General features: G+C 72.7%; 10 protein-coding genes. 4 read left to right on the forward strand and 6 right to left on the reverse strand.

Annotated elements, in window-relative coordinates:
• Positions 1–184 precede the first annotated feature (184 nt).
• Positions 185–1231: a hypothetical protein gene (locus AAG827_RS20760; RefSeq protein ID WP_341928112.1), complete on the reverse strand. Its 1047-nt coding sequence runs from the start codon at positions 1229–1231 to the stop codon at positions 185–187.
• 299 nt (positions 1232–1530) lie between these two features.
• Here AAG827_RS20760 and AAG827_RS20765 point away from each other — a divergent pair, with 299 nt between their 5' ends.
• Both AAG827_RS20765 and AAG827_RS20770 read left to right on the forward strand, forming a co-directional pair.
• The gene (locus AAG827_RS20765; RefSeq protein ID WP_341928113.1) at positions 1531–3426 is read left to right on the forward strand and encodes a glycosyltransferase family 2 protein; all 1896 of its coding nucleotides are present in this window, start codon (positions 1531–1533) and stop codon (positions 3424–3426) included.
• Positions 3423–4694 carry an acyltransferase gene (locus AAG827_RS20770; protein ID WP_341928114.1) on the forward strand — a complete coding sequence of 424 codons (1272 nt, stop codon included), beginning with the start codon at positions 3423–3425 and terminating at the stop codon, positions 4692–4694. Before AAG827_RS20765 ends, AAG827_RS20770 begins: the two co-directional genes overlap by 4 nt.
• Here the strand turns inward: AAG827_RS20770 and AAG827_RS20775 are convergent.
• Genes AAG827_RS20775 through AAG827_RS20790 form a run of 4 tightly spaced genes read right to left on the reverse strand, consistent with a single transcriptional unit; the run spans position 4654 to position 9646 of the window.
• Positions 4654–6741: a DEAD/DEAH box helicase gene (locus AAG827_RS20775; RefSeq protein WP_341928121.1), complete on the reverse strand. Its 2088-nt coding sequence runs from the start codon at positions 6739–6741 to the stop codon at positions 4654–4656. The genes AAG827_RS20770 and AAG827_RS20775 overlap by 41 nt on opposite strands.
• A gap of 20 nt (positions 6742–6761) precedes the next feature.
• On the reverse strand, positions 6762–7448 hold the full coding sequence (locus AAG827_RS20780; protein WP_341928115.1) for a hypothetical protein: 687 nt from the start codon (positions 7446–7448) through the stop codon (positions 6762–6764).
• Positions 7449–7505: 57 nt separating this feature from the next.
• Positions 7506–9182 carry a LuxR C-terminal-related transcriptional regulator gene (locus AAG827_RS20785; protein WP_341928116.1) on the reverse strand — a complete coding sequence of 559 codons (1677 nt, stop codon included), beginning with the start codon at positions 9180–9182 and terminating at the stop codon, positions 7506–7508.
• A gap of 56 nt (positions 9183–9238) precedes the next feature.
• On the reverse strand, positions 9239–9646 hold the full coding sequence (locus AAG827_RS20790; RefSeq protein WP_341928117.1) for a hypothetical protein: 408 nt from the start codon (positions 9644–9646) through the stop codon (positions 9239–9241).
• A gap of 117 nt (positions 9647–9763) precedes the next feature.
• Here AAG827_RS20790 and AAG827_RS20795 point away from each other — a divergent pair, with 117 nt between their 5' ends.
• Positions 9764–10291: a hypothetical protein gene (locus tag AAG827_RS20795; RefSeq protein WP_341928118.1), complete on the forward strand. Its 528-nt coding sequence runs from the start codon at positions 9764–9766 to the stop codon at positions 10289–10291.
• Positions 10288–10746 carry a hypothetical protein gene (locus AAG827_RS20800; RefSeq protein WP_341928119.1) on the forward strand — a complete coding sequence of 153 codons (459 nt, stop codon included), beginning with the start codon at positions 10288–10290 and terminating at the stop codon, positions 10744–10746. The genes AAG827_RS20795 and AAG827_RS20800 overlap by 4 nt, the downstream gene beginning before the upstream one ends.
• Positions 10747–10749: 3 nt before the next feature.
• Here AAG827_RS20800 and AAG827_RS20805 read toward each other — a convergent pair.
• Positions 10750–12372: M13-type metalloendopeptidase (locus AAG827_RS20805; protein WP_341928120.1), on the reverse strand; the 1623-nt coding region annotated here is incomplete at its 5' end.

Here is a 12372-nt window from a genome sequence, read left to right on the forward strand (position 1 = left end):
ACCCCGCAGGACCTCGCCAAAATCGCCGCGACATTGAACGCCCGTCCCCGCCCGACCCTGGACCTACAGACCCCAGCCGAACGGCTGAACTCGCTGCTGCTCGACGCTGCCGCGTGACCACCCGTTGCCTAGACCCCTTGACGAAGCCCCGTTGCAGCGGGCGGGTAGATGAGCAGACGACGTGTTACAAGTGCGAGACCGACCCCGTCACCACCGGCAGCTCCGCCAGCGTCACGATGCCGGGCGCGGCGGCGACCACGGCGGGGACGGCGTTGGTGACGGGCATCGCGGTGTAGATCATCCCGAGGCCCATGAAGCCCTCCTCGGTCCAGTCGGCCGGGGGGAGGCAGTGGATGACGGTGCGCATGTTGGGCAGCCCGAAGACCTGGATGACGTGGCCGTGGGCGAGCGGCTTGGGCGGCGTGACGTGCGAGCCCATCGTCCAGTTGAAGCCGACGCTCACGACGTTGCGCTCACCGACCCAGCCGCGGTGGTAGCCCATCACGCCGGCGACCGTCCCGGCCGGGATCTGCATGAAGCCGAGGTCGGAGTCGCCGGTGGCGGTGGTGAACTCCACGTCGAAGCTCATCCGGTCCAGCGTCACACCCATCGCGTCGGCCATCATCGCGGCCGACTCGGCGAACACCTCGCTCTCGACGCGCACCGACTCGGCCAGGCCCGGGGTGTCGGGTGACTGCGAGAACCCCATCGCCGTCTGGGTCCCGGCCGACTCATAGGTCGAGCAGTCCACCGACTCGGTGATCCGGATCTCGTCGACGCGCTCGCAGGCCCCGCTGAGCACCATGCCGACCATGTTGGTCAGCCCGGGGTGGGCGCCGCTGCCGAAGATGGTGGAGCCGCCCGCCACGCAGGCAGCCCTGATCCGGTCGAGGTCCGGCGCCGACTGCTTGCCGCCGGTGATCCAGGCAGCACTGGTGCAGACGTTGACGCCCGACTCCAGCAGCCGCACCAGGTCGTCGACGCTGGGCCACAGCGGGTTGTAGCAGCACGCGTCGGCATCCAACGCGAGGAGCGCGTCGACGTCGTCGGTCGCGCGTACGCCGGTGGGGGACGGCCAGTCGCACAGCTCGGCCGCGTCACGGCCCACCTTGTCCGCGCCGTGGGCGAACACGCCGACCAGCTCGAGGTCGGGGCGGGCGAGGATCGCGTGCAGGGAGCGACGGCCGATGTTGCCGGTCGTCCACTGGATCACGCGCAGGGGCTGACTCATGCGCGTCAGACTAGAACGCGTTCTAGTTGTCGTCCAGGAGTGCCGTCAACGACCGACGCACCGGATCGTCACGGCGACGTGAGGACGCGCACGTCGAGCCCCGGATCCCCGCCTGGGACAGGGCGATCGTGATCGCGGACACGTGTCGGGAAGTTGCGTCGGGGTATCGGCGTTGGCGACGGTAGACGATCCGTCGGGCGCCTCACGCAGCTGCCCCGGCCACCAGCACGCCTGGTCCCCTCACTTCTCGTGCCCACCTTCGCGGCATCACCCTGCCGATCCCGAAAGGCCTCCTCACCATGTCCTTGACCTTCCGCACGCCCCTGTCCAGCGCCCCACCGGGCCGCCAGGTGGTCTCGCCCGCCGAGCTCACCTCCCGCGCCGAGCGCCGCACGATCATCGCGGTGCTCGACCCGGTCTGGGCCGCGCCCGGCGCCGCCACGTCGACCGTGCGCCCCACGCCCGAGGCCGTCGCCGCGACGGTCGAGCGGCTCACGCCCCGCCTCCAGCCCGGCGAGCTCGTCGCGCCCACGCCCGATGGCCGCCTGCGCTTCCTCCTGCGCCGCGAGGACCGCGCCGCGCGCCCGGTCCGCCTCCAGGAGATGGCCTACCACGCGGTCGAGGCCTTCCAGGCGCTCGACCAGCGCCCCGAGCTCGACGGCAGCGTCATCGACCTCGGCGTCGGCTGGGCGCCCATCACGCGCAAGCAGGACGCCCAGGCTGCCGAGCACCATGCCGCCCGCGCCGCGTCGGAGTCGCTGCGCCAGCGCGACCTCCAGCCCCGCCAGCTCGGCGCTCACCAGCGCACGCGGCAGCCGCGGATCAACCGCTGGTCCGCGAGCCACCAGGTCCTGCTCGCGACCGTGGGCACGATCGTCCTGCCGTTCCTCGCCCTCGTCGGCCTGTACGCCGTCGGGCTGGACGTCTCCAGCGTCCTCTACTGGGCTCTGGTGGGGGCCTTCACGGTCACCGCCCTGACGATCTGGGCCGAGTGCTCCAAGGCGGTCGACCCGCCGGCCCTGCCGCCGGCCCCCGACGAGCCCGCACCCTCCGCGACCGCGGTGATCGCGGCGTACCTCCCCAACGAGGCCGACACCGTCCTCGAGACGCTGCACTCCTTCCTGGCGCAGGACTACGAGGGCGACCTGCAGGTCGTGCTCGCCTACAACTCGCCGCAGCGGCTGCCGGTGCAGGACGAGCTCGACGCGCTCGCGGCCGCCCACCCGCAGCTGACCGTGCTCGAGGTGCCCGACAGCACCTCGAAGGCGCAGAACGTCAACGCCGCGCTGCACGTCGCGACCGGCGAGATCATCGGCATCTTCGACGCCGACCACCACCCGATGCAGGGTGCCTTCGACCGTGCGTGGCGCTGGATCGCCGACGGTGCCGACGTCGTGCAGGGCCACTGCGTCATCCGCAACGGCGACGACTCCGCGCTGGCCAAGCTGGTCGCGGTGGAGTTCGAGCAGATCTACGCCGTCTCGCACCCGGGTCGCGCCGCGCTGCACGGCTTCGGGATCTTCGGTGGCTCCAACGGCTACTGGCGCGCCTCCGCGCTGGAGCGCATCCGGCTGCGTGGCTCCTTCCTCACCGAGGACATCGAGGCCTCCATGCGGGTCCTCGCCGCCGGTGGCCGCATCGTCAACGACCCGGGGCTCATCAGCCGCGAGCTCGCACCCGAGACCAGCCGCGCGCTCTGGAAGCAGCGCATGCGCTGGGCCCAGGGCTGGTTCCAGGTGTCGATCCGTCACCTCGGCCCCATCCTGCGCTCCCCCGAGCTCGGCCGCCGCCAGAAGATCGGCGCGGCCTACCTCCTGGGCTGGCGCGAGGCCTACCCCTGGCTCTCGGTCCTCGCCTGGCCGCTGCTGTGGTTCCTCATGTGGCGCGACGGTGGCCTCGACATGGCCTCCCCGCTCTTCGTGCTGGTCACCTTGTTCGTCACGGTCTCCGGGCCGCTGCAGACCTTGACCGCCTGGCGCCTCGCGACGCCCGAGATCCGCGCGCACCCGCGCTGGTTCGTCGGTGCTGCGCTCGCCAACCTCGTCTTCTACACCGAGTGGAAGAACCTGGTGAACCGCATCGCGCACATCAAGCAGCTGCGCGGCGAGCACCAGTGGGTCGTCACGCCCCGCAACGCCTCGACCACGTCCAGCTCCTCCGCCGCCGAGACCAGCACCCTGCAGGAGGCCGCATGACCACGACCACCGCACCCCAGCACTCGCCCGACACCACGCCCGCCACCACGGAGGCGTCGGTCATCCGGGCCACCCCCCGCTTCCCGCTCGACTGGCTGCGCGGGCTCGCCGCGCTGGCGGTGGTGTTCTTCCACGCCTACCAGCGCAACCGCAGCGGCGCCGACTCCGCCTGGCCCTGGTCCGGCACGGCCCACCAGCTGATGACGGGCACCGACCTGTTCGTCGACCTGTTCTTCGTGCTCTCCGGCCTGGTCCTGTGGGCCCCGATCGCCCGGTCCGCCGCGACCGGTGAGCCGAGCCGGCCGGGCCGCGTGCTGCTCTACCGACGGATGGCGCGACTGCTGCCGCTCTACCTCACGGTCGTGCTGATCGTCTGGGCGCTCACCAACCCCTCCCTGCCGGGTCACTGGCAGGACCTGGTGCTGCACCTGACGTTCACCCACGTCTACAGCGACACCTACATCTTCTGGACCAACGGCCCCGCCTGGTCGCTGGCCGTGGAGTTCCACTTCTACGTCCTCATGGCGCTCGCCGCCCCCCTCGTCGCCGCCGGCGTACGACGGGTGCGCACCCCCGGCGCCCGGCTCGCGGTCGCCGCGGTGCTGCCGGCCCTGCTCGTCGTGACCACGGCGGCGTACCTCTCGTGGGCCACGCTCGCCGACGTCCCGCAGGACAACTGGTCGGTGTGGTTCAGCCCGCTCTCGCGCGCCGCCGACTTCGGCATCGGCATGGGGCTCGCGCTGCTCGTCGCGGCCGGGGTGCGCCTGGGTCGCGTCGCGCGCGGCACGCTCGCGGTCGTCGGCATCGCCGCCACGGTCGCGCTGGTCCTGACCCGTCCGCTCACCACAGCAGGCGAGTGGTGGCACCCGGCCTACGCGCTGGCCATCGCGGTTGTCCTGGCGTCGATCGTGCTCCACGACGGGCCGTGGCCCGCCGCACTGTCGTGGCGTCCGCTGGCCTGGATCGGCGGCCTGGGCTACGGGGTCTACCTGATCCACGAGCCGGTGATGCGGCTGCTCGGCCACCTCGGCGCGCTGCCCGACCCGCGACCGGGTGCCTTCTTCGTGATCACCGCGGCCCTGGTCGTCGTGCCCACGATCGCCCTGGCCTGGGTGAGCTCGCGCACCGTCGAGGCGGCGGGTCTGCGACTGCTCAAGACCCAGGAGCGCGACGGCTCACCGCGCGACTACTACGCGCACCTGCAGGCGGACGACCCCGCCAGCGCGGTCAGGACTGAAGAGCGAGGACGAGCGGAAGCACCTCGGTAGCCCCCGCCTGACGCAACGCGTGGGCCGCCCGGGTGAGCGTCCAGCCGGTCACGACCAGGTCGTCGACCAGCAGGACCGGCCCGGGTGGCACCTCGCCACTGAGCGTGAAGCGGCGACCGACGGCGGCGACGCGCTGGGCGGAGTTCATCGCGCCCTGCCCGGGCGCGACGTCGGGGTCGACGATCGCGTAGTGCGCCACGACGGGCACCTGGAGGAAGCGCGAGAGCCCGTCGGCCAGGTCGGCGGTGAGCGCCGGCCGGGTGGCCGACTCGACCACGGCGATGCCCTCGACCCGCGGACGCCAGTCGCCGAGCACCTCGACCATCGCCTTCACCAGCCCCACGGGCACCGGTCCGTTGCCGGCGTCGGGGCGGAAGAGCTCGCGCAACGCCTGGCCGTAGCCCAGGTCGGTCAGCCGGGCGACCGCACGGCCCTCGGCGGCACCGGCGGAGATCTTGCCCTTGAGGTCGATGCCCATCGAGGCCAGCCCGGTGGGCCACATCTTGCGGGGCTCGACCACGACGCCGGGGCGTGACAGCCGCGCCTCGGCCTCCTCGACCGCGGCCGACGAGACGTCCGAGGACAGCGCGAAGCCGCCGCAGTTGTCGCAGCGGCCGCACGGCACCGCGTCGGGGTCGTCGAGCTGGTCGCGCAGGAACCACATGCGGCACTCGGTGGTGCGCAGGTAGTCGAGCATCGCCTGCTGCTCGCGCTCGCGGGCCTCGGCGACGCGACGGTAGCGCTCCTCGTCATAGCTCCAGGGCTGCCCGGTGGACTCCCACCCGCCGCGGACGCGGCGTACGGCGCCGTCGACGTCGAGCACCTTGAGCATCGTCTCGAGCCGGTTGCGGTTGAGCTCGACGCGGGTCTCCAGCGCGGCGGTGCTCAGCGCGCGTCCCTCCTCGGCCAGGACCGCCAGCGTCTGGCGCACGAGCTCCTCGCGCGGGAAGGCGAGCGAGGCGAAGTAGGCCCAGATGTCGCGGTCCTCGATCGCGGGCAGGAGCACGACGGTCGCATCGTCAGTGCCGCGCCCCGCACGGCCGACCTGTTGGTAGTAGGCGACCGGGGAGGAGGGCGCCCCCAGGTTGACCACGAAGCCGAGGGTGGCGTCGAAGCCCATCCCGAGCGCGCTGGTGGCGACCAGCGCCTTGACGCGACCGGCGATCAGGTCGGCCTCGAGCGCGAGGCGCTCGGTCTGCTCGGTCTGGCCGGAGTAGGCGGCGACGTCGTGGCCGCGGGAGCGGAGGTAGTCGGCGACCTCCTGCGTGGCGGCCACGGTCAGGCAGTAGACGATCCCCGAGCCGGGCTGCTCGGCGAGGTGGTCGGCCAGCCAGGCCAGGCGCTGCTGGGCGGTCGTGAGGTGCACGACGCCCAGGCGCAGGGACTCGCGGTCGAGCGAGCCGCGCAGGACGACGACGTCGCGACCGAGCTGCTCGCTGACGTCGGAAGTCACGCGCGCATTGGCGGTGGCGGTCGTCGCGAGCACGGGGATGCCGGTCGGCAGGTCGTCGAGCAGGGTGCGGATGCGGCGGTAGTCGGGGCGGAAGTCGTGGCCCCAGTCGGAGATGCAGTGGGCCTCGTCGACGACCAGCAGCCCGCAGGTCGCGGCCAGGCGCGGGAGGACCTCGTCGCGGAAGCCCGGGTTGTTGAGCCGCTCGGGACTGACCAGGAGCACGTCGACCTCACCGGCACGGATCGCGTCGTGGGTGGACTCCCAGTCGGAGAGGTTGGTGGAGTTGATCGTCACCGCGCGGATGCCGGCGCGCTCGGCGGCGGCGATCTGGTTGCGCATCAGCGCGAGGAGCGGGGAGACGATGACCGTGGGTCCCGCGCCCTGCTCGCGCAGCAGCAGGGTCGCCACGAAGTAGACCGCCGACTTGCCCCAGCCGGTGCGCTGGACGACGAGCGAGCGCCGCTTGTCGACGGCGAGCGCCTCGATCGCGGTCCACTGGTCCTCGCGCAGCGTCACGTCGTCGCGCCCGACCAGCGCCCGCAGATGGGCCTCGGCGCTGTCGCGGACGCCTGCCCGGTCGACGGGCCCGTCCATGGTCTGCGAGTCGGTCGAGGTCACCCGCCCTGTCTACCAGCGACCACGGACAGCGACGCGACCGCGTCGAGCAGGCGCAGCTCGCCCGCCCGGCTGGCGGTGGCAAGACCCTCCGGCGTCGTCGGGTCGAGGCCGGATCGTCGATCGGTGACCAGCACCGTCTCGTCGACGCGCAGCAGCGTGACGAAGGCCCCGAGCGGCGCCGGCACCCGCGCGTCGTAGAGGTGCCAGGCCTCGGTGTCCACGCCGGCGGGCACCCGGCGCTCAATGCGCATCCCCGCCTCGTCGCTCCAGCCCAGCCGGGTCCAGGCCATCAGCGCCCCGTCGTGGGCGCGACTGCCGCCGCACCGGGTGAGCTCGGCGCGCAGGTCGTCGAGCGCCTCGGCGGCCGTCGCGACGTCGGGATAGACCAGCTGCCGCTCCAGGAGGGTCGCGTCACCGGCCGTCACGGTCCGGCCCTGCTGGCGGTCGGGTGCGGTGTCGACGAGCTCGGCCGGCGGGTCGAGGCAGAGGTACTCGTAGACCCGCGGCGTCGGCCGCATCCGGTCGCCGGCACCGGGGTCGGGCCACCCGAGCGGCCCGGTTGCCGCAGCCGTCGCGGACGGTGACGGGCGGGGCGTCGTACGGCTCGCCGGCGGTGGGTCGGAGGAGGCGGTGCAACCGCTGAGGAGCAGGAGCGCGAGGAGGGAGCCGCGCAGGGTTCGCATGCCTCTGGGACGCGCGCCGGGGGCGGCTGGTTGTGCCGATCGCGCCGAGGCGGCTGCTCACTCGCTGCGGTAGGTCGCCGCGGTCGTGACCGCGCGCGCGATCGAGGTGCGGGTCTGCAGGTCCCAGCGGGCCAGGATGTCGCCGACGTGCTTCTCGACCGTGCGCGGGCTGACCCCGAGCATGGTCGCGATCGCGACGTTGCTCAGGCCCTGGGCGACGAGGTCCGCGACCACCTGCTGCCGCTCGGTGAGCGGCGGGAGGACGGCCAGTCGACGGGCGTCGTCGGGCGCCAGCGGCGTGAAGCGGTCGAGCACCCCCGGCAGCGCGACCCTGGTCGGCACGCCGAACGCCGCGAGCACGCGGGAGACGTGCGCCCGCACCGTGTGCTCCGAGACGTGGAGCCGCGCGGCGACCTCCTTGTTGGCGCAGCCGTCGGCGACCAGCCGGGCGACCTCGGCCTCCCGGGCCGTCAGGCCCTGCCAGCCGCTGCCCGACAGGGGCCGCAGCCGGAGCCCGATCGGGCGCAGCTCGCGAGCCGCCGAGCGTCGCGCGGAGCGGTGCCCGCGCTGCTCGGCCTCGGCCACCATCGCCTGCAGCGCCTGGGCCGCGCTCGCCCGCCCGCCCGGGCCGCGCTGGAGGATCCGGGCGCGCCCGAGGACGATCTCGCCCTCGGCGTACTCGATCGCGCGCTCCACCTCCCGGGCCCGGGCCACCGCGCGCTCGCCCCACGCGACCGCCTCGTCGACGTCCCCGCGAGCGAGGGCCACCCGGCTGTGAAGCCGTGCGATCGTCGAGTCGGAGATGGGAGAGGCGAGCAGCGGCACCGACCGGTCCTGCCAGGCCTCGGCGGCGTCGAGGTCGCCTGCCGCCACGGCCAGCGTGGCGAGCAGCTCCAGCCCGAGGGCGCGGTCGATCACGTTGAGCGCCTCGAGCCCCGGCCCGTGGCCCGCGAGCAGGACCCGGCGGGCCGACTCGGCGACCTCGCCGACGGCGATCAGCCCGAAGGCGACCAGCATCTGCGCCCCGGCGGCCAGCAGGTGGGTCGGCTCCGGCACGTGGCAGTCGACCTCGGCGGCCAGGCGGCGCACGTCGGCGGGATCGGCGTCGTTGCCCCGCACCAGGCACGCGGTGGCAGCGCTGACAGCGGCGACCGGGCCGCCGGCCAGCGGCGTCGCGGCAGCCCGTCGTACGGCGTCGGCGTCGGCGATGTGGCCGCGGAAGGCCAGGAGCCGGATGCGGGAGGCGACCATCATGTGGTGGAAGGGATGGACCCCCTGGCCGAGGCGCAGCTCGTCCCAGAGCCCGGCGCCGAGTCGCTGCTCGACCTCGTGCGCCAGGTCGAGACGGGCGTGGGCGAGGGCAGCCTCGACGAGGAGGTAGCCCGCGAAGCGCCCGACGGGGCGCGCGACGTCGGGCAGGACGGCGCGGGGATCGCTGAGATCCGCGAGGACCTGGTCGGAGTCGGGGCGCGGATCTCCCGATATCGCCCACGCCGTCGCCCCCGCCAGGAGCCACCGGGCGTCGACGTCGTCGGCGGACGCGGCCGGGGTGGCCAGGGCGCACTGCAGGGCGTCGTCCCACCGCAGCGTGATGACCAGGGCGACGGCGCGCAGCGCGCCGCTCCAGGTGGGGTCGTCGTCAGCGCTCGCGGCGAGGTAGTCCTCGAGGTGGCCACCGACGATCGCGTCCAGCAAGGCCGACAGCGACCTCTCGCGATCCCCCTCGGCGGCCACCCGTCCAGGGTAGGCGCGCCGGGTCCCGCACGGGGGTCATCTCGCGGTGCGGCGCCTCAGGCGGTCGTCGTACGACGGCGCGCGCGGTGGATCAGCCCGCCGACGCCCGCGCCCGGCAGTGCCGGGACGAACACGAGCAGCGCGAAGAAGAGCCAGCCGTCACGCAGCTCGTCGACGAACGCGCCGGCCGTCTCGGTGCTGATCACGTAGGCGACCGTCACGGTCGCGCCGACCCCGGCGCCGGTGAGCAGCCACACGATGGTGGCTGCGAGGAAGCCGCGACGGGCGCCGTCCCACGTGGCCCACGCGAGCGCGACGACCACCACGATGAGGAAGAACAGCAGGCCCGCGCCGAGGGCGTCGGTGCTGTCACTGCGCGAGATCGCCTCGACGTAGACCAGGTAGAACGCCGTGAGCAGGACGACACGGACGACGGCGGCGGCGATGACGCGCAGGACGGGCATCCGCACAGCATCCCTCACCTGGTGCCGCGCCGCGCCCGTCGGCCCACCGGAGCCGTCGGCGTGAATAGGCCGGATCCCCACTGCGCGGGGGACGCGGCCGGCCCTAGGTTGCGAGACATGACCCTGCTCCCGCGCTCCGCTCCCGTCCTCGTCCTCCTCGCCGGCGCCCTCGTGGTGGGTGCCTCCGGAGGTGCCGTCGCCGGCGCCATGATCACCGGCGCCCAGATCAAGAACGGCACCGTCACCAGCGCCGACATCAAGAACGGCAACCTCGGCACCGTCGACCTCTCCGCTGCCGCGAAGACCGCGCTCCAGGGCCAGACCGGGCCGCAGGGACCCGCCGGGTCGCAGGGACCCGCCGGCGCACAAGGTCCTGCTGGCGCGCAGGGTCCTGCTGGACTCTCCGGTCTCGAGATCGTCGAGTCCAGTGTCGTGATCACGGCCGGGAGCTCCTCGAGCGTCACCGCCGTGTGCCCCGTCGGCAAGCGCGTCATCAGCGTGACCGCCGACTTCCAGAGCAGCAACCTCGCCACCGCGACCCGCATCAGCAGCGCCAACATCCGCATCGGCACCGGTTACGCCGTCAACACCGGCGCCAACGCCGACACCCTCCGCGTCCAGTCGGTCTGCGCGACGGTCTCGTGACCGCCCTCCCCCGCTCCGCTCCCGTCCTCGTCCTCCTCGCCGGCGCGCTCGTGCTCGGCGCGTCAGGTGGTGCCGTCGCCGGCGCCATGATCACCGGCGCCCAGATCAAGAACGGCACGATCACCGGCGCCGACATCAAGAACTTCAGCATCGGGTCGAAGGACATCACCCCGGGCGCCAAGCAGACGTTCCTCCAACCGAGTGCGGTCAGCGGCTACGAGGTCGTGAGGGAGCAGGTCAGCGTGGCGGGATCCACGCAGGGATCCATCCAGGTGAGCTGCCCCGAGGGGAAGGTCGTCGTGGGCGCCGGGTCGTTCTGGGGCCAGACCTCCGTGGCACCCCAGACCTTCCCCAACGGCGGCAGCCCGGAGACGACGTTCGTGGCCGAGGGGCTCAACCCGATCGCCTCCGACAACCTGCTCGTGCTGTCGGTCTACTGCGTCGAGGCCGGCTGATCCTCACCAGATCCGCACGCGCTCCTCGGGCGCCAGCCACAGCGCGTCACCCTCGGCGGTGCCGAAGACCTCGTGGAACTCGTCGAGGTTGCGCACGATGTTGGCGCGGAACTCCGGCGGGCTGTGCGGGTCGATGGTGAGGTACTGGCGCTCCTGCTCGGTGCGGCGCTTGGTGCGCCACACGTAGGCCCAGTTGAGGAAGAGCTTCTCGCGGTCCTCGCGGGTGGCCGAGCCGTCGGTCGAGATCACGAACGCCTTGTGCCCGATGGTGAGGCCGCCGAGGTCGCCGATGTTCTCGCCGACGGTCAGCGACCCGTTGACCTTCTCGCCGGGCAGGGCGCGGGGCGAGAAGCCGTCGTACTGCGCGACGAGGGTCTTGGACTTCACCTCGAAGGCGGCCTTGTCGTCGGCGGTCCACCAGTCGTTGAGGTTGCCGTCGCCGTCATATTGCGCGCCCTGGTCGTCGAAGCCGTGGCCGATCTCGTGGCCGATGACGGCGCCGATGCCGCCGTAGTTCTCCGCCGGGTCGGCGTCGGGCGAGAAGAAGGGCTTCTGCAGGATGCCGGCCGGGAAGCAGATCTCGTTGGTGCCGGGGTTGTAGTAGGCGTTGACGGTCTGCGGCAGCATGAACCACTCGTCGCGGTCGACCGGAGCACCGATCTTGGCGAGCTGGCGGTCGGTCTCGAAGCCGGACGCGGCGGCGACGTTGCCGAGCAGGTCGTCGGGCGTGACCTGGAGCGCGGAGTAGTCGCGGAACGTCTCGGGATAGCCGATCTTGGGACGGAAGGTCGCGAGCTTCTCGTAGGCGCGCTCCTTGGTCTCCTCGGTCATCCAGTCGAGCGTGGAGATCGACTCGCGGTAGGCCGCGAGCAGGTTGGCGACCAGGTCGTCCATCAGCTCCTTGGAGCGCGGCGGGAAGTGCCGGGCGACGTACTCCTTGCCGACGGCCTCACCCAGCGCGCCCTCGACCAGCGCGACGCCGCGCTTCCACCGGGCGCGCAGCTCGGGCGTGCCGTTGAGGGTGCGGCCGTAGAAGTCGAAGTTGTTCTCGACGAGCTCGTCGGTGAGGTAGGGCGCGGCGGTGCGCAGGACGTGGCTGAGCAGCCAGTCCTTCCACTGCTCGAGCGGGATCTCGTCGAGGACGCCCGAGAGGTGGGAGAGGTACGACGGCTGGCGGACGACCACCTCGGCGATGATGTCGGCCTTGCCGCCGAGGTTGGTGACGTAGGCGTCCCAGTCAAAGGACGGGCACAGCGCCTTGAGCTCGTCGGCGGTGAGCAGGTTGTAGGTCTTCTGCACGTCGCGGGTCTCCGCGCGCTCCCAGTGGCCGGCTGCCAGGCGGGTGTCGATCGCGAGGATCGTCGCGGCCGCGTCGGCGGCGGACTCGTGGCCACCGAGCTCGAGGAGGCGGGTGAGGTAGGCGACGTAGGCGTCGCGGGTCTCGGCGAACTTGTCGTCGCGGTAGTAGGACTCGTCGGGGAGCCCGAGCCCTCCCTGGGTGATGTGGAAGAGGTAGCGGTCGGACTGGCGCGAGTCGGTGTCGACGTAGGACCCGAACATGCCGTGCCCGCCGATCCGCTCGAACTCGCCGAGGAACGCCGCCAGGTCGCGGACGTCGCGCAGCGC

Source organism: Nocardioides psychrotolerans (assembly GCF_943371775.1).
In the GTDB taxonomy this organism is placed as follows: Bacteria; Actinomycetota; Actinomycetes; order Propionibacteriales; family Nocardioidaceae; genus Nocardioides; species Nocardioides psychrotolerans_A.

What these genes read in the sequence shown, in the direction of transcription:
- AAG827_RS20775 (WP_341928121.1), bottom strand. Translation starts at nt 6,741, where the DNA reads ATGGACGGGCCCGTCGACCGGGCAGGCGTCCGCGACAGCGCCGAGGCC.
- AAG827_RS20770 (WP_341928114.1), top strand. Translation starts at nt 3,423, where the DNA reads ATGACCACGACCACCGCACCCCAGCACTCGCCCGACACCACGCCCGCC.
- AAG827_RS20790 (WP_341928117.1), bottom strand. Translation starts at nt 9,646, where the DNA reads ATGCCCGTCCTGCGCGTCATCGCCGCCGCCGTCGTCCGTGTCGTCCTG.
- AAG827_RS20765 (WP_341928113.1), top strand. Translation starts at nt 1,531, where the DNA reads ATGTCCTTGACCTTCCGCACGCCCCTGTCCAGCGCCCCACCGGGCCGC.
- AAG827_RS20795 (WP_341928118.1), top strand. Translation starts at nt 9,764, where the DNA reads ATGACCCTGCTCCCGCGCTCCGCTCCCGTCCTCGTCCTCCTCGCCGGC.
- AAG827_RS20760 (WP_341928112.1), bottom strand. Translation starts at nt 1,231, where the DNA reads ATGAGTCAGCCCCTGCGCGTGATCCAGTGGACGACCGGCAACATCGGC.
- AAG827_RS20780 (WP_341928115.1), bottom strand. Translation starts at nt 7,448, where the DNA reads ATGCGAACCCTGCGCGGCTCCCTCCTCGCGCTCCTGCTCCTCAGCGGT.